This is a genomic window from Streptomyces sp. NPDC001068 (genome assembly GCF_042897315.1).
Lineage (GTDB): Bacteria > Actinomycetota > Actinomycetes > Streptomycetales > Streptomycetaceae > Streptomyces.
This window is the reverse complement of the sequence record NZ_JBIAYD010000011.1, coordinates 413,217-434,255: the sequence shown is the minus strand read 5'-3', so window position 1 is coordinate 434,255 and position 21,039 is coordinate 413,217. Positions and strand designations below refer to the sequence as shown.

14 protein-coding genes are annotated in these 21,039 nt (G+C 72.4%); 5 read left to right on the top strand and 9 right to left on the bottom strand.

Annotated elements, in window-relative coordinates; all coding sequences use genetic code 11:
* Together ACFY3I_RS30975 and ACFY3I_RS30970 are read right to left on the bottom strand one after the other, a co-directional pair.
* On the bottom strand, positions 1–717 hold a 717-nt coding region (locus ACFY3I_RS30975; protein ID WP_390864395.1), incomplete at its 3' end, for a maltotransferase domain-containing protein.
* Between the two features lie 265 nt (positions 718–982).
* Positions 983–2,185, bottom strand: a complete 1,203-nt coding sequence (locus ACFY3I_RS30970) for a S8 family peptidase (RefSeq protein WP_390864394.1) — start codon at positions 2,183–2,185, stop codon at positions 983–985.
* 220 nt (positions 2,186–2,405) lie between these two features.
* On the opposite strand from ACFY3I_RS30970, the gene glgP reads away from it, so the two are divergent.
* Positions 2,406–5,030 carry an alpha-glucan family phosphorylase gene (glgP, locus tag ACFY3I_RS30965; protein ID WP_390864393.1) on the top strand — a complete coding sequence of 875 codons (2,625 nt, stop codon included), beginning with the start codon at positions 2,406–2,408 and terminating at the stop codon, positions 5,028–5,030.
* A gap of 56 nt (positions 5,031–5,086) precedes the next feature.
* Here the strand turns inward: glgP and ACFY3I_RS30960 are convergent, their stop codons facing one another.
* The 7 genes from ACFY3I_RS30960 to ACFY3I_RS30930 all read right to left on the bottom strand — a co-directional run bounded on the left by ACFY3I_RS30960 (position 5,087) and on the right by ACFY3I_RS30930 (position 17,294).
* Positions 5,087–5,602: a DUF1990 family protein gene (locus ACFY3I_RS30960; RefSeq protein ID WP_390864392.1), complete on the bottom strand. Its 516-nt coding sequence runs from the start codon at positions 5,600–5,602 to the stop codon at positions 5,087–5,089.
* 69 nt (positions 5,603–5,671) lie between these two features.
* A complete protein-coding gene (locus ACFY3I_RS30955; protein WP_390864391.1) occupies positions 5,672–7,315 on the bottom strand; it encodes a M4 family metallopeptidase in 1,644 nt (547 codons plus the stop codon).
* Positions 7,316–7,568: 253 nt separating this feature from the next.
* Positions 7,569–9,602 carry a M4 family metallopeptidase gene (locus ACFY3I_RS30950; protein ID WP_390864390.1) on the bottom strand — a complete coding sequence of 678 codons (2,034 nt, stop codon included), beginning with the start codon at positions 9,600–9,602 and terminating at the stop codon, positions 7,569–7,571.
* Positions 9,603–9,963: 361 nt separating this feature from the next.
* Positions 9,964–11,706 (bottom strand): ABC transporter ATP-binding protein, encoded by a 1,743-nt coding sequence (locus ACFY3I_RS30945; RefSeq protein WP_390864389.1) that lies wholly within the window; start codon positions 11,704–11,706, stop codon positions 9,964–9,966.
* Positions 11,703–13,589 carry an ABC transporter transmembrane domain-containing protein gene (locus ACFY3I_RS30940; protein WP_390864388.1) on the bottom strand — a complete coding sequence of 629 codons (1,887 nt, stop codon included), beginning with the start codon at positions 13,587–13,589 and terminating at the stop codon, positions 11,703–11,705. Before ACFY3I_RS30940 ends, ACFY3I_RS30945 begins: the two co-directional genes overlap by 4 nt.
* 22 nt (positions 13,590–13,611) lie before the next feature.
* A complete protein-coding gene (locus tag ACFY3I_RS30935) occupies positions 13,612–15,501 on the bottom strand; it encodes an ABC transporter ATP-binding protein (RefSeq protein WP_390864387.1) in 1,890 nt (629 codons plus the stop codon).
* Positions 15,498–17,294 (bottom strand): ABC transporter ATP-binding protein, encoded by a 1,797-nt coding sequence (locus tag ACFY3I_RS30930; protein WP_390864386.1) that lies wholly within the window; start codon positions 17,292–17,294, stop codon positions 15,498–15,500. The genes ACFY3I_RS30935 and ACFY3I_RS30930 overlap by 4 nt, the downstream gene beginning before the upstream one ends.
* Before the next feature lie 193 nt (positions 17,295–17,487).
* Here ACFY3I_RS30930 and ACFY3I_RS30925 point away from each other — a divergent pair, with 193 nt between their 5' ends.
* From ACFY3I_RS30925 to ACFY3I_RS30910, 4 genes are read left to right on the top strand one after another with little or no spacing between them, the layout of a single operon-like run.
* Positions 17,488–18,396, top strand: coding sequence for an ATP-binding cassette domain-containing protein (locus ACFY3I_RS30925; protein WP_390864384.1), 909 nt, complete (start codon positions 17,488–17,490; stop codon positions 18,394–18,396).
* Positions 18,393–19,127 (top strand): ABC transporter permease, encoded by a 735-nt coding sequence (locus ACFY3I_RS30920; protein WP_390864383.1) that lies wholly within the window; start codon positions 18,393–18,395, stop codon positions 19,125–19,127. The genes ACFY3I_RS30925 and ACFY3I_RS30920 overlap by 4 nt, the downstream gene beginning before the upstream one ends.
* A 28-nt stretch (positions 19,128–19,155) precedes the next feature.
* On the top strand, positions 19,156–20,400 hold the full coding sequence (locus ACFY3I_RS30915; RefSeq protein WP_390864382.1) for a sensor histidine kinase: 1,245 nt from the start codon (positions 19,156–19,158) through the stop codon (positions 20,398–20,400).
* Positions 20,390–21,034 (top strand): response regulator, encoded by a 645-nt coding sequence (locus ACFY3I_RS30910; RefSeq protein WP_390864381.1) that lies wholly within the window; start codon positions 20,390–20,392, stop codon positions 21,032–21,034. The genes ACFY3I_RS30915 and ACFY3I_RS30910 overlap by 11 nt, the downstream gene beginning before the upstream one ends.
* Positions 21,035–21,039: the final 5 nt, after the last annotated feature.

The following is a 21,039-nucleotide window of genomic DNA, read 5'->3' as shown; positions in this document are numbered from 1 at the left end:
GTACCACGACCCGTACAGGGCCCGTTCCCGCTCCACCAGCAACGGCAACGGCTCCGAACAGGTCACCAACTCCCGCAACGGATACCGCGCCAGGACCTTCTCGACCTCCGGTCCGAGCGCGGCGGCCAGACGCCAGGGGGCCGGGCTGTCCTCGTCGCGCAGGACCTCCGCGGCGGCCAGCAGGACGTCCCGCTTCTTGTGCTTCGGCACCCCGGCGGCGGCCCGTTCGAGGAGCCGGGCACCCTCCTCCAGGACCAGACCGGTGTCCATGCCCGCCGGGATCTTGATCTGCGCGTGGTGCCGCCAGGTGGCGACCGGATCCGACCAGGCCTCGACCTGGTAGGTCCAACGGCCCGGCTTCCCCTCGACGGTGACGGTGGCTCCCCAGCGGTCGGTGCCGGGGGCCAGCTCCCGCATCGGGGTCCAGGGACCGGGACGGCCCTTGGGGTCCTTCAGCACGACATTGGCGGCGACGGCGTCATGACCCTCGCGGAAGACGGTGGCGGTGACCTCGAACGACTCCCCGGTCACCGCCTTGGCGGGCCGCCGCCCCTGCTGGACCAGCGGGCGGACGTCGAGTACGGGGATGCGGCCGACGGCGGTGGCCCCGTCCGCGGGTGGCTCGGGCGACACGGGGGGTGCGGTCGAAGCGGGGGGTGCGGCACGGGCTGACGTGCGCTGTGTCGGAGGTACTGACGGCTTGTGCGTGGCGGGCATGACCGCTCCTGTCCGCGGCAACGGGGGTGTGGGCGGATGGGTGGTGACGGGACGGGTCCTGCGGCTGTATCCGGAGGCGTACTTGAGGGTCTACCTGTGCGGGGTATCAGCGCTGTGTCCATGGGGTGTACCGGAGGAGCCTTCCCATACTTTTCGGGTGGGCAATCCGGCACTTTGTTAACTACTCGGCCGTATGTCTACGCACAAGACCGGCCCCGTTCCGAACGAACGGGGCCGGTGGCGTGTTCGCAGTCGAGAAAACGCTTCACGTTCTCGGCACCCGCAGGAGCCGGTTCGGTGATCCCGGCCCCACATGGGTCACCTTCCCGCTCGCCGCTCCCGCAATCAGGGCCTCGGCGACCCGGGCCGGGGTGGCCCTCGGACGACCGGCCAGGTAGAGCGCGGCGGCGCCCGCCACGTGCGGTGCCGCCATCGAGGTGCCCGAGTAGGTCGCCGTACGGGTGTCGCTCCGGTACGAGTCCGAGGTGATCGCCACGCCCGGCGCGAACAGGTCCACGGCCGCGCCGAAGTCGGAGAAGCCCGCGCGGGCGTCGGTGCGGTCGGTGGCGCCGACGGTGATCGCCTGCGGCACGTCGGCCGGTGAATAGTCCCCCACGGGGCGCCCGTTGTTGCCGGCCGCGACCGTGAACGTCACCCCGGACCTGATCGAGTTCCGCACCGCGGCGTCGAGTTGGGCGTTGTGCGCACCGCCCAGACTGAGGTTGGCGACCGCCGGTCTGCGGGCGTGCGCGGTGACCCAGTCGATACCGGCGATGACCTGGGCGGTGGTGCCCGCGCCCGTGTCGTCCATCACCCGGACGGAGACCACCTTCGCCTTCTTCGCGACGCCGTACCTGGCCCCGGCGACGATGCCGGCGACATGTGTCCCGTGACCGTTGCTGTCACCGGCGGATCCGTCTCCGTCGACGAAGTCCCAGCCGTAGCTCGCCCGGCCGCCGAAGTCGCGGTTGCCGATCCGGACGCCGGTGTCGAGCACGTAGACGGTGACGCCCGCGCCCCCCGACCCCGGCCAGCCGTAGGACCTGTCGAGCGGCAGTCCCGCCTGGTCGACACGGTCCAGGCCCCAGGACGGCGGGTCCTGCTGGGTGCGCTGCAGCCGTATCCGGCTGTCCTGCACCACGGTCGCCACCCGCGGGTCCGCGGCGAGCCGCCGGGCCTGTGCGGCGCTCGCCCTGATGGCGTAGCCGTTCAGCACACGGCCGTAAGTATGGCTTATTTTCGCCCCATAGCGGTCGGCGACGGCTCTCCCGGCCGCCGAGGCCCCTCTCGTTCCCCCGTCCAGCGTCACCAGATAGCTTCCGCCGACCGAGCCCGGCCGGCCGGCGCCCCACACGGTCCCCTCGGGCACGGCGTGCGCGGGCAGCGCCGCCGACGACAGCGCGGCGGCCGTCACCACCGCCGTCAGGGCCCCCACGACACGCGAACGCCGGATGATCGTCCATGACATGGCTGCGCGTTCCCCCTCCTCAGCTCAGGGGGGCAGGGTCTCGTGCGGGGCCGGGTCCCACAAGGAGGCGTGACGCGCCGCCCGGGTCCGTCCACCGGGGTACGGACCCGGAGTCCGGTGCCGGAGCTCCGACAACGGCCGCCCCGACACCGGTACCGTCTGAAGGACGCCGAGCCGCACACCGCCGTACGGCTCTCACCACGAACGCGTGGAGTGGAATGTGAAGGCGATCCGTCGGTTCACCGTCCGTCCCGTTCTCCCCGAAACCCTCCGTCCGCTCAGTGACCTGGCGCGAAACCTGCGCTGGTCCTGGCATACCGAGACCCGTGACCTCTTCCAGTCCGTCGACCCCGAGCGCTGGGCCGCCTCGGAGGGCGATCCGGTGCGGCTGCTCGGCAGCGTGCCGTCGGCGCGGCTCGCCGAGCTGGCCGGTGACCGCCGGTTCCTGCGCCGGCTGACGGCGGTCGCGGACGACCTCAACGACTACGTGACCGGTGACCGCTGGTACCAGTCCCGGCCGCAGGCCGCCGGGCTCCCGGCGGCCGTCGCCTACTTCTCGCCCGAGTTCGGCGTCACGGCCGCCCTGCCGCAGTACTCCGGCGGCCTCGGCATCCTGGCCGGCGACCACCTCAAGTCGGCCAGCGACCTCGGCGTTCCGCTGATCGGTGTCGGCCTGCTCTACCGGCACGGGTACTTCCGGCAGACCCTGTCCCGGGACGGCTGGCAGCAGGAGCACTATCCCGTCCTGGACCCGAACGAACTTCCGGTGGTCCCGCTCAAGGAGGCCGACGGCACCCCGGCGTACGTCTCCCTCGCGCTGCCCGGCGGCAGGCTGCTGCGGGCCCGGATCTGGCTGGCCCAGGTCGGCCGGGTGCCGCTGCTGATGCTGGACTCCGACGTGGAGGACAACGACTTCGGCGAACGCGGGGTCACCGACCGGCTCTACGGCGGCGGCAGCGAGCACCGGCTGCTCCAGGAGATGCTGCTCGGCATAGGGGGTGTGCGCGCCGTCCGGACGTACTGCCGGCTGACCGGCCACCCCGAGCCCGAGGTCTTCCACACCAACGAGGGGCACGCCGGTTTCCTGGGCCTGGAGCGGATCGCCGAACTGGTCGCCGCCGGGCTGGACTTCGAGTCGGCGCTGGAGGCGGTGCGGGCCGGTACCGTCTTCACCACCCACACGCCGGTCCCCGCCGGCATCGACCGCTTCGACCGTGAGCTGGTCGCCCACCACTTCGGTCCCGACGCCGAACTCCCCGGGATCGGGGTGGAGCACATCCTGCGCCTGGGGATGGAGACCTACCCCGGCGGCGAACCCAACCTGTTCAACATGGCCGTGATGGGCCTGCGGCTCGCCCAGCGGGCCAACGGGGTCTCACTCCTGCACGGCAACGTCAGCCGGGAGATGTTCTCCGGGCTCTGGCCGGGATTCGACCCCGACGAGGTGCCGATCACCTCCGTGACCAACGGCGTGCACGCCCCGACCTGGGTGGCCCCCGAGGTGGTCCGGCTGGGCGCCCGGCAGATCGGCGACCGGCGTACCGAGGAGGCGCTGACCGTCGGCGGCACCGAACGCTGGGACGCGGTCGCGGACGTCACCGACCAGGAGATCTGGGAGCTGCGCCGTGGCCTGCGGGAGCAGCTCGTCCTGGAGGTACGGGACCGGCTGCGGGCCTCCTGGCGGCAGCGCGGCGCCGGGACGGCCGAGCTGGGCTGGATCGAAGACGCCCTCGACCCCGACGTCCTGACCATCGGATTCGCCCGGCGCGTCCCCTCGTACAAGCGGCTCACGCTCATGCTCCGCGACCGTGACCGGCTGCTCGACCTGCTGACCCACCCCGACCGGCCGATCCAGATCGTGGTGGCCGGGAAGGCGCACCCTGCCGACGACGGCGGCAAGCGGCTGGTGCAGGAACTGGTGCGGTTCACCGACGACCCGCGGGTCCGGCACCGGATCGTCTTCCTGCCCGACTACGGCATGGCGATGGCGCAGAAGCTGCTGACCGGCTGTGACATCTGGCTGAACAACCCGCTGCGCCCGCTGGAGGCGTGCGGGACCAGCGGGATGAAGGCGGCGCTCAACGGCGGCCTCAACCTGTCGGTCCTGGACGGCTGGTGGGACGAGTGGTTCCAGCCGGACTTCGGCTGGGCGATCCCGACGGCGGACGGGGCCGGCACCGACCCCGACCGCCGGGACGACATCGAGGCGGCCGCCCTGTACGACCTCCTCGAACAGCGCGTGACCCCGCGCTTCTACGAGCGCGGCCGCAGCGGTCTGCCCGACCGCTGGATCGAGATGGTCCGCCAGACCCTGACATTGCTGGGACCCAAGGTGCTGGCCGGCCGCATGGTCCGGGAGTACGTGGAGCGCCTCTACACCCCGGCGGCGCACGCCCACCGCTCGATGACCGGCGACGCGGCCCGGGAACTGTCCGCCTGGAAGGGCCGGGTGCGGGGGGCCTGGCACGGTGTCTCGGTGGACCACGTCGAGGCGGCCACCGCCACGGCCAGCGCCGAACTGGGCACCACCCTCGCGCTGCGGGTCCGGGTCCGCCTCGGCGACCTCACCCCCGACGACGTCGAGGTCCAGGCGGTCTCCGGCCGGGTCGACCCGGAGGACCGCATCACGGACGCGACGACGGTCCCCCTGAAACCGACGGGAGGCCCGGACCTGGAGGGCCACTGGACCTACGAGGGCCCCCTCTCCCTGGACCGCACGGGCCCCTACGGCTACACGGTCCGCATCCTTCCCGCCCACCGACTCCTGGCGTCCGGAGCGGAACTGGGCCTGATGGTGGTACCGGCCGGGGGAGCGGTGACGGGGGCCGGGGTACTGATGCGCTGAGGCGGACGGTCCGGCGGCCCGGTCCGGGCAGTCACCGGCCCCGGCCGCCGGACCCGTCAGAACGCGTCGGGCTCGTCCGCGCACAGACCGCGCAGCACCTTGCCGCATCTGCGGGCGTACGCCTGCTGCAGCCCCCGGGTCGCCGGGCCGCCCGCTCGGGCGTACCACTTGGCGGGTCTGCTGAAGGCGGCGACGGTCAGCCAGACCGTGCCGTCGCCGGTGCGGGTGACCAGGAAGGCCTCCTCGCCGGACTCGGGGTGGCCGGGCAGCGTGCCGTAGGCCCAGCCGGCCCGGCGGGACTCCTCGACCGTCCACACTATGCGGCAGGGGGCCTTGATCAGGCCGGCCAGGCTGACGGTGACGTCGACGCCGGTGGCCGCGCGGTCGGCGGAGGCTTCGATGCCGACGCCCAGGGCGCGGTGGAGTTCCCAGGTGAGGACCGCCTCGGCGGCCTTGTGGAAGACCTCCGCGCCCTCGCCTATGCGCGTGCGCACATGGAGCGGGCGGAAGCCGGGCGGGCAGGCGGCGAGGTCGTCGAGGGTCGCGCCGACCGCCTCGTACGTGAAGGACATGGGGGAGAGCGTAGGGCGGACCCCGGGGACGGCTTCGTCCCGGGGTCCGCCCGATGCGCTGTGATCAGGTCACGTGACGTTCACGGCCGACCAGGCGGCCGCCACCGTGTTGTACTCGGTGGAGCCGGAGCCGTACAGGGCGGCCGCCGCCGACAGGGTGCCGGTGCGCGCCGACTTGTAGTTGGTCGTCGACGTGAAGTACGTCGTCAGCGCCTTGTACCAGATCTGCAGGGCCTTGGCCCGGCCGATACCGGTGACCGTGGAGCCGTTGTAGGTCGGGGAGTTGTAGGACACCCCGTTGATGGTCTTCGCGCCGCTGCCCTCGGACAGCAGGTAGAAGAAGTGGTTGGCGACACCGGACGAGTAGTGCACGTCCAGGTTCTTCACCGACGAGGACCAGTTGTCGGCCGAACCGCCGTCCTTGCTGGGCTTGTCCATGTAGCGCAGCGGGGTGCCGTTGCCGTTGATGTTGATCTTCTCGCCGATGAGGTAGTCACCGGGGTCGGAGGCGTTGGCGGCGTAGAACTCCACACCGGTGCCGAAGATGTCCGAGGTGGCCTCGTTCAGGCCGCCGGACTCACCGCTGTAGTTGAGGCCCGCGGTGTTGGAGGTGACGCCGTGGCTCATCTCGTGGCCGGCCACGTCGAGGGCGGTCAGCGGGTGGGTGTTGCCGGAGCCGTCGCCGTAGGTCATGCAGAAGCAGCTGTCGTCCCAGAACGCGTTGACGTAGCCGCTGCTGTAGTGGACCCGCGAGTAGGCCGCGACGCCGTTGTTCTTGATGCCGTTGCGGCCGAAGGTCGCCTTGTAGAAGTCCCAGGTCTCCTGGGCGCCGTAGGCCGCGTCCACGGCGGCCGTCTGGTCGGTGGAGGAGCTGGAGGCCGTGCCCGTGCCCCAGGTGTTGTCGGCGTCGGTGAACAGCGAGCCGGTGCCGGAGGTGCCACGGGCCAGGTTGTACGTCTTGTGGCCGCCGCGCGTGGTGTCGTACAGCTGGTACGTCGAGCCCGACAGGTTGGTGCTGAGGCTGACGGTGCCGGAGTAGAGGCTCTTGCCGGTGCCGGTGGCGTTCTCGATGCCCTGGTACTCGAAGAGCTTCTTGCCGGTGGTGGCGTCGGTGATGACGTGCAGCTGGTTGGGGGTGCCGTCGTCCTGGAAGCCGCCGACGACCGTCTCGTAGGCGAGGACGGGGGTGCCGGAGCCGGCCCAGATCACCTTGCGGGCGCCGTCGGCGGCCGACTTGGCGGAACCGAGCGTCCTGGCGACGCTCAGCGCCGACTTCTCCGCCTTGGCGGTGCTGATCTGCGGCTTGAGGGAGGCCACCTTGATGGCCGCCTTCGTCGCCTTGGTGACGCCCTCGGTCCTGCCGGCCTCGGAGGTGTGCACGACCAGGTCGCCGCCGAGCACCGGGAGGCCCGCGTAGGTGCGCTCGTAGCGGGTGTGGACGGTGCCGTCGACGTCCTTGACGACGTCCTTGACGACGAGCTTCTCCTTGGCGCCGAGGCCTATCTGCTGCGCGGTCTCGGCGACGTCCGCCTGCGCCTTCTGGACGAGGGCGGTGCGGGCGGAGTTGGAGAGCAGGGTGGGGGCGGCGGCCAGCGGCTGCTTGGGGGCGGCCGTGGCGGTGGTGGTCAGGCCCGTGGTCAGCAGGGCGCCGGCGGCGACAGCGGTGGCGATGGCCAGAGTGGTGCGCTTGTGACGCGCGTAGAGGGGGCTCACTCAAGCTCCTTCAGGCTGTGGGGAGTCCGGGACGGAGTGGGGTTACCGCACCGGCTGTGGGGTCGTGAAGTTGCTGTGCTGTGCGACGGGTGAGGGAAGAGTGACACCTAGGTCGCGTACATGTCAGGACCCTGAAGTGATGTTGGCCGAAAAGCAGGTGTCGGGTGAACGTTGCGAACATGTAAAACGGGCGCCGCCCGGCGGGGTTCGAACCCCCGGACGGCGCCCGCGGCTCACGCCCGTGTCCTGCGGTTTACGGGAAGGTCAGCTTCCAGCTGTTGATCTTGCCGACGTCCTGCGCGGCCTGGTCCTGGACCTTCAGCTTCCACGTCCCATTGGCCGATTCCGACGAGGCGTTCACCGTGTAGGTGTCCGTCACGTTGTCCGCGGAGTCCGAGGAGCTGAAGTTCTTCAGGCGGTACGACGTCCCGGACGGGCCGACCAGGTCGACCACCAGGTCACCGCGCCAGGTGTGGCTGATGTTCGGCGTCACCTGGAGGTTGGACGGCGCGTTCCCGCTGCGGCCGGAGACCGTGATCGACGAGGTGACCGCGGGTCCGTTGTCCGGGATCGACACCACCGTGGTGCTCTCGTACGAGGTGCCGCCACCGCCGCCACCGCCGGAGCGCGAGCCGACCGCGATGGCCGCCCAGGCGTCCTGCACCGCCTTGTACTCGGCGCTCGTGGTGCCGTACAGCTCACCGGCCGCCGCGAGGGTGCCGGTGCGGGCGCTCGCGTAGTTGGTGGTGGAGGTGAACTTGGTGGTGAGCGCCCGGTACCAGATCTGCAGCGCCTTGTCCCGGCCGATGCCGGTGACCGGAAGGCCGTCGGCGGTCGGCGAGTTGTAGCTGACGCCGTTGATCACCTTGGCGCCGCTGCCCTCGCTCAGCAGGTAGAAGAAGTGGTTCGCCGGACCGGACGAGTAGTGCACGTCCAGGCCGCCGAGCCCCGAGTACCAGCTGTCCTTGGACGCGCCGTCCTTGCTCGGCTTGTCCATGTAGCGCAGCGGGGTGCCGTCGCCGTTGATGTCGATCTTCTCGCCGATGAGGTAGTCGCCGACGTCGGAGGAGTTCGCCGCGTAGAACTCCACACCGGTGCCGAAGATGTCCGAGGTGGCCTCGTTCAGGCCGCCGGACTCGCCGGAGTAGTTGAGGCCCGCGGTGTTGGAGGTGACGCCGTGGCTCATCTCGTGGCCGGCCACGTCCAGGGCGGTCAGCGGGTCCGCGTTGCCGGAGCCGTCGCCGTAGGTCATGCAGAAGCAGCCGTCGTCCCAGAACGCGTTCACGTACGAGTTGCCGTAGTGCACGCGGGAGTAGGCGCCGACACCGTTGTTCTTGATGCCGCTGCGGCCGAAGGTGTTCTTGTAGAAGTCCCAGGTCTCGGCGGCCCCGTAGTGCGCGTCGGCGCCCGCGGTGGCGGCGTTGGACGTGGTGCCGTTGCCCCAGGTGTTGCTCGACTGGGAGAACAGCGTGCCGGTGCCCGAGGTGCCGTGGTTCAGGTTGTACGTCTTGTGGCCGCCGCGATCGCCGTCGGTCAGGTTGTACGTCGAGCCCGACTGGGTCGTCGACAGCGAGACGGTGCCGCTGTACTGGGTGTTGCCGGTACCGGTGACGTTCTCGATGCCCTGGTACTCGAAGAGCTTCTTGCCGGTGGCGGCGTCGGTGACGACGTGCAGCTGGTTCGGCGTGCCGTCGTCCTGGAAGCCGCCCACGATCGTCTCGTAGGCGAGGACGGGGGTGCCGGAGCCGGCCCAGATCACCTTGCGGGCGCCGTCCGCGGCGGACTTGGTGGAGCCGAGGGCCTTGGCGCGGGAGAGGGCCGTCTTCTCGGCGCTCGCCGCGCTGACCGCCGGGGTGAGGTCCGCGACCTTGAGCGTGGCGTTGTTCGCCTTGGTCACGCGCTCGGTGGCGCCCGACTTGGCGGTGTCGACGATCAGGTCGCCGCCGAGCACCGGCAGGCCCGCGTAGGTGCGCTCGTAGCGGGTGTGGACGGTGCCGTCGGCGTCCTTGACGGCGTCCTTGACGACCAGCTTCTCCTGCGAACCGAGGCCGATGGCCCTGGCGGTGGCGGCGCGGTCGGCGCTCGCGTCGCGCAGCAGCTCCGCGCGCTGCGAGGGCGAGAGCTTCATGGCGACGTGCGCGGGGTTGACCTTGCCGGCCTGGGGCGCGGCGGGGGCGGCGCTGGCGGCGCCGGACTGGACGGCCGCGGCGATCAGGGCGGTGACGCCCGCGAGGGCCACTACTGCGGTGCGGTGGGGGGTGCGTCTGCGAGAGGAACTGCTTCTCAACACTGACTCCTTCTGCGTGGCCGCGGATCACACGGCCAGGGGAGATCCGGAGGGCGGGTGGGCCGTCCGGGCAGAACTCGGAACAGGTGGAACGCGGAACCACGTACGCGTGCGGGGCCGGACTCGGCAGCGACTGGGTGATCCTGTGGGGTTGCTGTGAGTCGGCCGTGGGAAGAGTGGCACCAGAAAACGCGATCTGTCAGGACCGCGTCATAAATTTGGCCGGAAACGGTTCGTTGACCGGATGTTCATGTTCGGTATGCGGATCGTTCGGTGCACGGATCGTTCGGTCAGGCACCAGGCACGCCGACGGATCGACGCGTTGATCGACGGCGGGACGGCGGGACGGGCGGGCCCGGTCTCAGGGCGATGTACCGCCGTGCCAGGTCGCCCAGAGCGCCGCGTACGCGCCGCCCGCCGCCACCAGCTCCTCGTGGGTGCCGAGTTCGGTGAGCAGGCCGTCCTCCATCACGGCCACCCGGTCGGCGTCGTGCGCCGTGTGCAGCCGGTGCGCGATGGCGATGACCGTACGGCCCGCCAGCACGGCGGCCAGGGCACGCTCGGCGTGCCGGGCGGTCGCCGGATCCAGCAACGCCGTCGCCTCGTCCAGGATCAGCGTGTGCGGGTCCGCGAGCACCACGCGGGCGAGCGCGAGCTGCTGCGCCTGGGAGCCGTCGGTGTCCCGGCCGCCCGCGCCGAGCACGGTGTCCAGACCGCCGGGCAGGCCGCGGATCCAGCCGTCGGCGCCCACCGCCGTCAGCGCCGACCACAGGTCGGCGTCGCTCGCGGCCGGTTCGGCGATCAGCAGATTGTCCCGGACCGTGCCGAGGAAGACATGGTGCTCCTGGGTGACCAGGACGACCTGACGGCGCAGCAGCTCCGGTGACAGCCCGGCGATGGGCACCCCGCCCACGGTCACCGTGCCGGAGCCGGGCGCGTCCACGCCCGCCAGCAGCCGGCTCAGCGTCGTCTTCCCGGCGCCGGACGGTCCGACCACCGCCAGCCGCTCCCCGGGCCGCACCGTGAGATCCACCCCGCGCAGCACCTCGCCGCCGCGCTCGTAGGCGAACCGGGCCCCGCGCACGTCGATCCGGTCGTCCGCCGGGGCCGGCGCCCCGCCCGCCGCCGTCGTCCGGGTGGCCTGCGCAAGCCCTTCCACCCGGGCGAACGACGCACCGCTGGCCTGCAGTTGCTCCACCCGCATCAGAATCTGGTCCAGCGGCTCGGTGAACTGCTTCAGATACAGCGCCGCCGACACCACCACACCGACCCCGGCGTGCAGCACCCCGCCGACCAGCAGCACCCCGGCCACCGGTACGGAGTACGACACCTCGACCGCCGGGAAGAACACGCTGCGGAGGTACAGCGTGTGCAAGCGGGCCCCGCGGTTGGCCTCCAGCGCGTCCCGGCCGGCCCTGATCCGCGTCTCCTGGAGCCGGAACGCCTCCACCGTGCGCGCGCCCTCCACCGTCGCCGTGACGATCTCGGCGACCCCGGAGGTCGTCTCGCCCTCCGCGAGATAGCCGTCCCGGGCCCGGCGCAGATACCAGCGCAGCGCGAACCAGATCGGGGTCAGTCCGAGCACCCCGAACGCGCCGAGCACCGGGTCCAGGGCGAAGACCGCGGCCAGCACGAACAGCGCCTGCACCGAGCAGACCAGCAGCTCGGGTCCGGCGTCCCGCAGCGTGGTGCCGACGGTGCTGACGTCCGAGGTGCCGCGCGCGGTCAGGTCACCGGTGCCGGCCCGCTCCACGGCCGACGCCGGCAGCGCCAGCGCCCGGTCCACGAACTGCTCGCGCACCCGGGCCAGGGTTCGCTCCCCGAAGCGGTGGCCCACGTAGCGGGCGGAGCGGGCGAGCAGCAGCTGTACGAGCGCGCAGAGCAGGATCCACAGGGCGAGGCGGTCCACGGCGCCGACCCCGCGGCCGGCCCGGACCGCGTCCACGATCCGGCCGACCAGCCACGGGCCGGCCAGGCCGGCCCCGGCGGCGAGCGCGTTCAGCAGCAGGGCGGCGCAGAAGGCACCGCGGTCGGCCCGCACCAGGCGGAACAGGGCCCGGCGGACGGCGGCCCGTCCGGCGACGGGAAGCTGGTCCGCCGTCACCGTACGACCTCCTCTTCGTCCTCCGCGTCCCTGGCCACCAGGGCGCGGTAGCCGGGTTCGTAGCCGAGCAGGTCCTCGTGGGTGCCGGTCGCCGCGACCTTGCCGTCGACCAGGTAGACCACCTCGTCGGCGCGGGCCAGCATCAGCGGGGAGGTGGTGGTCAGGAGGGTGGTGCGGCCGGCACGGGCGGTGCGCAGGCGCTCGGCCACGAGGGACTCCGTGTGGGCGTCGAGGGCGGAGGTGGGCTCCACGGCGAGCAGGACCTCTGGATCGGCCAGCAACGCCCTTGCGAGGCGGACGCGTTGGCGCTGGCCGCCGGAGAGGTTGCGGGCCTGGGCGGAGAGCTCCGAGTCGAGGCCGTTCGGGAGGGCGTGGAGGATGTCGGTGGCGGCGGCCGCGTGCAGGGCGTGAGCGGTTCGCGTGTCGGCAGGTTCGGGCTCGTGTGCGGGCTCGGGTACTCCGGCGGCCGCGGGTTCGTGTCCTTCGGCGGCCGCGGGGGCGGGTTCGTGTGCTTCGGCCGCCGCGGGTGCGTGGGGGCTGGTCGCGCAGTTCCCCGCGCCCCTTTGGGGCGCGTTGTGGTCGGGCGGGGGATGTGGGGCTGGGGTGGCTGTGGTTCGGAGGGAGTTGCGGAGGGTGTCGGCGAAGAAGTGTGAGTCGTTGTCGGCCACCAGGATGCGGGTACGGACCTCCCGCAGCGGTACGGCGTCCAGGCGGGTGGCTCCCCAGGTGACGTCCGACCCGGTGTAGCGGCCCAGGCGGTCCACCACCGCCGCCGTCTCCGTCGGACTCGCGCCCACCAGCGCGGTCAGCCGGCCCGGCCGCACCCGTACCCCCGACTCCGGGTCGTGCAGGACCGCCGGTCCGGCCGGAGCCCGCTCCGTGCCCTCGTCCGGTTCGGGTTCCAGGTGCAGCAGGCGGACCACCCGGCGGGCGGCCACCACACCCCGGCTCAGCTGGTAGCCCATGTCCAGGAAGAACGCCACCGGGCCCACCAGGACCGCGACGTAGCCGTACACCGACACCAGCTGGCCCACCGTGATCTCGCCGCGGGCCGCCATCCGGGCCGCGAGCCAGGTCACCACCGCCAGGTACACCGTGGGCAGGCCGACGCCCAGGGCCTGGACCCAGCTGGCGACCGCGCCCACCCGGTAGCCCTGGGCGCGCAGGTGCTGCGAGTCCCCGCGGAAGGCGTCCGCGAACAGGCCTTTGCCGCCGAGCCCGTTGAGCACCCGGAGGCCGCCCGCCAGGTCGCCGATGCGGGCCGTGAGGACGCCCTGGCGCTCCCGGTACTCGGTCTCCCGTCCCTGCAGCCGCCGGGTCAACGGGCCCGCGAGCAGCGCCACCAGCGGCACCCCGAGCAGGACCACGCCGGTCAGCAGGGGAGAGACCGGCATCAGCAGGGCGGCCACCACCGCGTACACCACGACCGCGCCCACCCCGGGGCCGACGACGGTCAGCGCCTGGGCGATGGTGTGCACGTCACCGACGCCGATCGTGACGACCTCACCGGCCGACGCCCGCCGGGGCAGGGCCGCACCGAGCCGCACCGCGTGCCCGACGACCACCTTGATCGTGCGGAAGTACGCGTCCATGCGCACCCGGGTCATCGTGCGGTGGCGCATGATGCTGATCCACGCGTTGACCGCCCCGAGGACGAAGATCGCCGCCGTCCATCCGGCCAGCACCCCCATGCGCCCCGGTACCAGGCCGTCGTCCACGGCCCGGGCCATCAGGTACGGCGTGCCGGCCATCAGCGTCAGCCAGGTACTGCCCAGCAGCGCCCCGGCCAGCGAGCGGCCCGGCTGTCGGTGCACCAGCCACCACAGGTAGGACCAGCCCCCGCGTGCGTCGGGCGTCCCCGGATCCTCGTACGCGTCGATCACCCTGCGACCCCCGTTCCCGCCGTCAGGCCAGACTGTCCCGCCACGCCCGGTGCAGGTCGGCGAACCGGCCCGTGCCGGCGATGAGTTCGGCCGGGCGGCCGTCCTCGACGATCCGGCCGTGCTCCATGACCAGTACCCGGTCGGCGATCTCCACGGTGGACAGCCGGTGCGCGATCACCACCGCCGTACGGCCCCTCAGCACCGTCGACATGGCCCGCTGCACGGCCCGTTCGCCGGGGATGTCCAGGGAACTGGTCGCTTCGTCGAGGATCAGCACCGCCGGGTCGGCGAGCAGGGCGCGTGCGAAGGCGACCAGTTGGCGCTGGCCGGCCGAGATGCGCCCGCCGCGCTTGCGGACGTCCGTGTCGTAGCCGTCGGGCAGTGCGGCGATGAACTCGTGGGCGCCGATCGCCTTGGCCGCCTGCTCGATCTCCTCGCGGCCGGCGTCCGGGCGGCCGATGGCGATGTTCTCGGCGACCGTGCCGGAGAACAGGAACGACTCCTGGGTGACCATCACGACCCCGCGCCGCAGCTCCGGCACGGTCAGTTCGCGCAGGTCCACACCGTCCAGGAGGACCCGTCCCTCGGTCGGGTCGTAGAAGCGGGCGAGCAGCTTGGCGAGGGTCGACTTGCCGGCGCCGGTGGAGCCGACCACCGCGACGGTCTGGCCCGCCGGGAGGGTGAGGGCGAAGCGAGGCAGGACCTCGCCGCCGGTGCGGTAGGCGAAGCGGACGTCGTCGAAGACGACCTCACGACCGGGCAGTTCGCCCTTCCGGGCGGGCAGTTCCCTGGGGGCCGAGGGTTCCGGCACGGACGGTGTCTGGGCCAGCAGGCCCGCGATCTTCTCCAGCGAGGCGGCGGCCGACTGGTAGGAGTTGAGGAACATGCCGAGGCGGTCGATCGGGTCGTACAGCCGCCGCAGGTATAGGACGGCCGCCGCCAGGACACCGAGTTCGAGCGAGCCGGACGCCACCCGGTAGGCGCCCCACAGCACGATCACCGCGACCGAGGTGTTGGCGACCAGCCGGGAGCCGACGACGTACCGCGCCATCTCGAGGAGCGCGTCGCCGTTGGTGCGTTCGTGGCGGCGGTTGAGCACGGCGAACTCGGCGTCGTTGGCGGCCTCCCGGCGGAACGCGCGCACCGGGCGGATGCCGTTCATCGTCTCCACGAACTTCACGATCACCGCCGCGATCGCGGTGGAACGCGCCTTGTACACCCGTACCGCGCGCCGCTGGTAGAGCCTGACCAGCAGGTACAGCGGCACGAACGAGGCCACGGCCACCGCGCCCAGGCCCAGGTCCAGCCAGAGCAGCATCGCCGAGATGTACAGGAAGGAGAGGATGACCGTGACCAGCTCCTGGAGGCCCTCGCTGAGCAGCTCGCGCAGCGACTCGACGTCCGTGGTGGAGCGGGAGATCAGCCGGCCCGAGGTGTAGCGCTCGTGGAAGTCGATGCTCAGGGCCTGGGCGTGGCGGAAGATGCGGCCGCGCAGGTCGAGGAGGACGTCCTGGTTGACCCGGGCGGACGCCTCGATGAAGGCGTACTGGAGGCCGCCGGAGAGCAGGGCGCTCAGGCCGTAGCCGACCCCCACCGCGAGCAGCGGGCCGTTGTCGTGGTCCCGGAACGCGGGGACGGCGCGGTCGATGGCGTAGGCCACCAGCAGTGGGCCCGCCTGCGCGGCCGCCTGCTGGAACAGCAGCAGCAGCGTGGTCACGGCGACCCGCGCCTTCATCGGCGTCAGCAGCGAGCGCAGCAGGGCGGCGGTGGCGCCGGGCGGGACGGGCAGGACGTCCCGGTCGAAGGGATCGCCGGAGCCGGTGGCGGCCGCGGTGCCGGCGGTGCCGGCCGGTTCGGGGCCGGAGCGCTCGTCGTCCTCGTCGGGGGCGGGCAGCGAGGTGGCGGCGGTCATCGGCGGTGGTCCTCCCCGGACATCAGACGGGCGTACTCGGCATTGCCGCGGAGCAGTTCCTGGTGGGTGCCGACGGCGGTGACCCGGCCGTCGGAGAGCAGGGCGACGCGGTCGGCGAGCAGGACGGTGGAGGGGCGGTGGGCGACGATCAGGGCCGTGGTGTCGGCGAGCACCTCGCGCAGGGCGGCCTCCACGGCGGCCTCGGTGTGCACGTCCAGGGCGGAGAGCGGGTCGTCGAGGACGAGGAAGCGGGGCCGGCCGACGACCGCCCGGGCGAGCGCGAGGCGCTGGCGCTGGCCGCCGGAGAGGCTGAGGCCCTGCTCGCCGACCTGCGTCCCGGTGCCCTGCGGGAGGGCGTGCGCGAAGTCCGCCTGGGCGACGGCCAGGGCCCGCTCCAGCTCCGGTGCGCCCGCTCCGTCACCGGCGCCCATCAGCACGTTCTCGCCGACCGAGGCGGAGAAGAGGGTGGGTTCCTCGAAGGCCACGGCGACCAGGGAGCGGAGTTCCTCGCGGGGTATGGCGGTGATGTCCCGGCCGTCGAGGGTGATCCGTCCTGACGTGATCTCGTGCAGGCGGGGGACGAGTGCGGTGAGGGTGGTCTTCCCGCTGCCGGTGGCTCCGACGAGGGCCATGGACTCGCCGGGGCGGATGTGCAGGTCGATGTGGCCGAGGGTGGGGGTCGAGTCGGGGGCGGCGTCGGGGTAGCGGAAGGACACGGAGTGGAAGCGGATGCCGTCGTCGTCGGCCGCGGGTGGTTCGTGGCCGGTCGCGCAGTTGCCCGCGCCCCCCTGGTCCGCGTCCTCCCGCGCCGCGTCCCGTACCTCGAAGTACCGTTCCGTCGCGGTCGCCGCCTCCTGGCTCATCGCCAGCAGGAAGCCGATCGACTCCACCGGCCAGCGCAGCGCCAGCGCCGTCGACAGGAACGCGACCAGCGTCCCCGCGCTCAGCTCGCCCTGCGCGACCTGGACCGAACCCCACAGGAGGGCCGCTCCGATGGCCAGTTCCGGGAGGGTCACGATGACGCCCCAGATCGCCGCCAGCATCCGCGCCTTGCGCAGCTCCGTGCCCCGCAGCTTCCACACCAGGTCGCGGAAGGCGCGCGCCTGGCTGCGGTGCCGGCCGAACCCCTTGATGATGCGGATGCCGAGCACGCTCTCCTCGACCACCGTGGTCAGGTCGCCCACCTGGTCCTGGGCGAGCCGCGCCACCGCCGCGTACCGCTTCTCGAAGACCGCGCAGGTCCACATCACCGGGATCGTGGGGAGGAGGATGACCAGGCCGAGTGTCCAGTCCTGGAGCAGCATGATGAGCACGCCGACGGCGATGGTCACCCCGTTGACCAGCAGGAAGGTCAGCGGAAAGGCGAGGAACATGCGGAGCAGCATCAGGTCCGTGGTGGCCCGGGAGAGCAGTTGGCCGGAGGCCCAGCGGTCGTGGAAGGCGACCGGCAGACGCTGCAGATGGCCGTAGAGGTCCGCCCGCATCGACGCCTCGACGTGCGAGAGGGGCCTGGCCACCAGCCACCGCCGCAGCCCGAAGAGCAGCGCCTCGGCGATGCCGAGCAACAGCAGGTACAGCGCGCCGAGCCAGACCCCGCCGGGGTCCCGGTCGGCCACCGGGCCGTCCACCATCCACTTGAGGACGAGCGGGATGACCAGCCCCGTGCAGGAGGCGATCACGGCCACGAACGCGGCGACGGACAGGCGGGTGCGCACCGGCCGTACGTACGGCCACAGGCGTAGCAGGGTACGGCCGGCGGACCGGTCCTTGGTGGTTGCACGTGTCGGAGGCATCAGGAGCGAGCCTACGGAACGGCACTGACAACGCCTACCGAGTTTTGGCCGGACCGGAATCCGCCGCTGGTCCTACGACCAGGGTGTTCGGTGGGTCGTCCCAACGGCTCCGCCGGCATCGGCCGATCGGTCGATGCCGATTCCGGCGAGGCGGCCGATGTGCCGGAACCGGCCCGGACGGGACCCTCGGTCCATGCCATCCGTCATCGAAGTGACAGACCTGAGGAAGTCGTACGGCGGCCGGGCCGTCGTGGACGGGGTGAGCCTCGCCGTCCAGGAAGGGGAGATCTTCGGGATCCTCGGGCCGAACGGCGCCGGCAAGACCACCACCGTGGAGTGCGTCGAGGGACTGCGGGTGCCCGACGGCGGCCGCGTCCGGGTCACCGGACTCGACCCCGTCGCCGACCACCAGAAGGTCTCCCGTGTCCTCGGCGCCCAGCTCCAGCAGAGCGAGCTGCAGCCCAAACTCACCGTCCGCGAGGCCCTCGATCTGTACGCCTCCTTCTACCCGGCCCCGCTCGACTGGGGGCCGCTCGCCGAGCGGCTCGCGCTCACCGACAGGCTCGGCACCCGGTTCGGCAGGCTCTCCGGCGGGCAGCGCCAGCGCCTGTTCATCGCACTGGCGTTGATCGGGAACCCGCGCGTCGTGGTGCTGGACGAGCTGACCACAGGGCTCGACCCGCGGGCCCGCCGGGACACCTGGAAGCTGATCGAGGACGTCCGCGACCGTGGGGTCACCGTCCTCCTCGTCACCCACTTCATGGAGGAGGCGCAGCGGCTCTGCGACCGGATCGCGGTGATCGACAAGGGCCGGGTGGCGGCGCTCGACACCCCGGCCGGGCTGATCCGCCGCTCCGCCGGCGCCACCGTCATCAGCTTCACCCCCTCCGCCCCGCTGGACGACGAGGACCTGGCCGCGCTCCCGGGCCTGGCCTCGGTCGAGCACAAGGACGGCCGGGTCACCCTCGCCGGCACCGACGAGACCGTGAACGCGGTCGTCACCCTGCTCGCCCGGCACCGCGTCACCGCCCACCAGCTCCGGGTCGTGGACGCCACCCTCGACGACGCGTTCCTGGACCTGACCAAGGAGGAAGCGGTATGAACACCGCCGTCCTGCGCACCGAGTTCCGGCTGTTCCGCCGCGAACCCGGCGCCGTCTTCTGGATCTTCCTGTTCCCTACCCTGCTTCTGGCGATCCTCGGCTCGATCCCCTCGTTCCGGGATGCCGACGAGTCCCTGGGCGGGCTGCGTCCCGTCGACGCCTACGTCCCCGTCGCCGTGCTGATCGCCCTGATCATGTCCGGCGTGCAGTCGCTGCCCCAGGCGCTGACCGGCCACCGGGAGCGGGGCGTCCTGCGCCGGATGCGGCTCACCCCCGTCCGGCCGTCCGCGCTGCTGTCCGCGCAGATGGTGGTGACGGGCACCGTCGCGCTCGGCTCCGCGCTGCTCGCGCTGGCCGTCGGCCGGCTCGCCTTCGACGTGCGGCTGCCGGGGCAGCCCGGCGGGTACCTGCTGGCGCTGCTGCTGACGACCGTGGCCGCGCTCGCCCTCGGTTCCCTGGTCTCCGCGCTGTCCCGCACCACGAAGATCGCGGGCGCGATCGGCTCGGCGGTGTTCTTCCCGATGATGTTCTGCGCGGGCGTGTGGATCCCGGTGCGGGAGATGCCGCACGCGCTGTCCAGGGTGGTCCAGCTGACCCCGTTCGGTGCGGCGGCCCGCGCCCTTGACCAGGCAGCCGCGGGTCACTGGCCCGGCTGGGACCACCTCGGTGTGCTGGCGGCCTGGGCGATCCTGCTGACGGCCGGTGCCGCCCGCTGGTTCCGCTGGGAATAGGCGGCGGCCCGCCGTGCAGACTGGGGACATGACCGCCGAGGACAGCCGGATCGACCGGCGCTGGGAGCAGTTGCACACCTGGAGTCCGTTCGGGTTCCTCGGGATCAGCATCGTCCTCGGGGTCGCCACCGCCGACCCCGACACCTCCCGCGCGCTGTGGTCGACCGCCTGGTCCCTGGTCGGCGTCGCGCTCGTACTCCAACTGTGGTGGCACGGCACCCGGTTCCGCCGTCCCGACCGCGGCCGTACGCCCTCCCCGGCCGGATGCCTGTACTACGCGGTGCGCTGGGCCCTGGCCTTCGCGCTCGCCTGGCTCAATCCGTTCTTCGCGTTCTACGCCGCCTCCGGCTACATGGACGCGGACGAACTGCTGCCGCGCCGGTGGCGGCGGCTCGGGCTGCTGGCGAGCGCGGTCACCGTGGCCGGCGCGCAGTCGGGCGGGATGCCGCTGCGAAGCGTGCTCCAGTGGAGCCTGTTCGCCGTGCTGCTGGCCGTCAACTCCGTTCTCCAGATGGCCGTCGCCCACCTCAACGAGCAGGAGAAGCAGCGGTCCCGCGAGCGCACCGAGACCATCGCCGCGCTGCGTCAGGCCCTGGACGAGAACGCGGCCCTGCACGCCCAACTCCTGCTCCAGGCACGGGAGGCCGGCATCGCCGACGAACGGCGCCGGCTCGCCGCCGAGATCCACGACACCATCGCCCAGGGCCTGGCCGGGATCATCGCGCAGCTCCAGGTCGTCACCAACACCCCCGACCCGGAGGCGGCCGAGGAGCACGTGGGCCGGGCCCTGGCGCTGGCCCGGCACAGCCTGGGCGAGGCCCGCCGCTCCGTGCACAACCTGGCCCCGGTGGCCCTCGAGCACGACGCGCTGCCCGAGGCACTGCGCAAGACGGTCGTCGAATGGGGCGAACGGACCGAGATTCGGGCCGAGTTCACGCTCACGGGCACCGCCGAGCAACTGCACGCGGAGGTCGCGGCCACGCTCCTGCGCATCGTCCAGGAAGCACTGTCCAACGCGGCCCGGCACGCGCGCGCCTCCCGCGTCGGCGTCACGCTCTCCTACCTGGGCGACGAGGTCATCCTCGACATCCGCGACGACGGCGCCGGTTTCGACCCGCTCGCCCTGCCCGCCCGCAGCAGCGCCGGCGGCTTCGGCCTGGACGGGATGCGGGCCCGCGCCGAACGCATCGCCGGTGCGCTGACCGTGGAGTCCGAACCGGGGCTCGGCACGGCCCTGTCGGCACGCGTACCGTTGGTCCGCCATGACAGCTGACCTACCGATCTCCCTGCTGATCGTCGACGACCATCCCGTCGTCCGTGACGGCCTGCGCGGCATGTTCGCCTCCGCGCCCGGGTTCACGGTCCTCGGCGAGGCCCCCGACGGCGTCGCGGCCGTCGCGCTCGCCCGCACCCTGGATCCCGACGTCGTCCTCATGGACCTGCGCATGCCGGGCGGCGGCGGAGTGGACGCGATCCGGGAACTGGCCCGGCAGGGCGTCCGGGCCAAGGTCCTGGTCCTGACCACCTACGACACCGACTCCGACACCCTCCCGGCGATCGAGGCGGGCGCCACCGGCTACCTCCTCAAGGACGCCCCGCGCGAGGAGCTGTTCACCGCCGTCCGCGCCGCCGCCCAGGGCCGTACCGTGCTCTCCCCGGCCGTCGCCTCCCGCCTGGTCACCGCCGTCCGCACCCCGGGCGCCCCCGGCAACGAGCCGCTGTCCGCCCGCGAACGCGAGGTCCTGGCGCTGGTCGCCGGGGGCGCCTCCAACCGCGAGGCGGCCCGCGAGCTCTTCATCAGCGAGGCCACGGTGAAGACCCATCTCACCCACCTGTACGTCAAGCTGGGCGTCAACGACCGCGCGGCGGCCGTCGCGACGGCCTACCGGCGCGGGATCCTCGGCTGACTCCC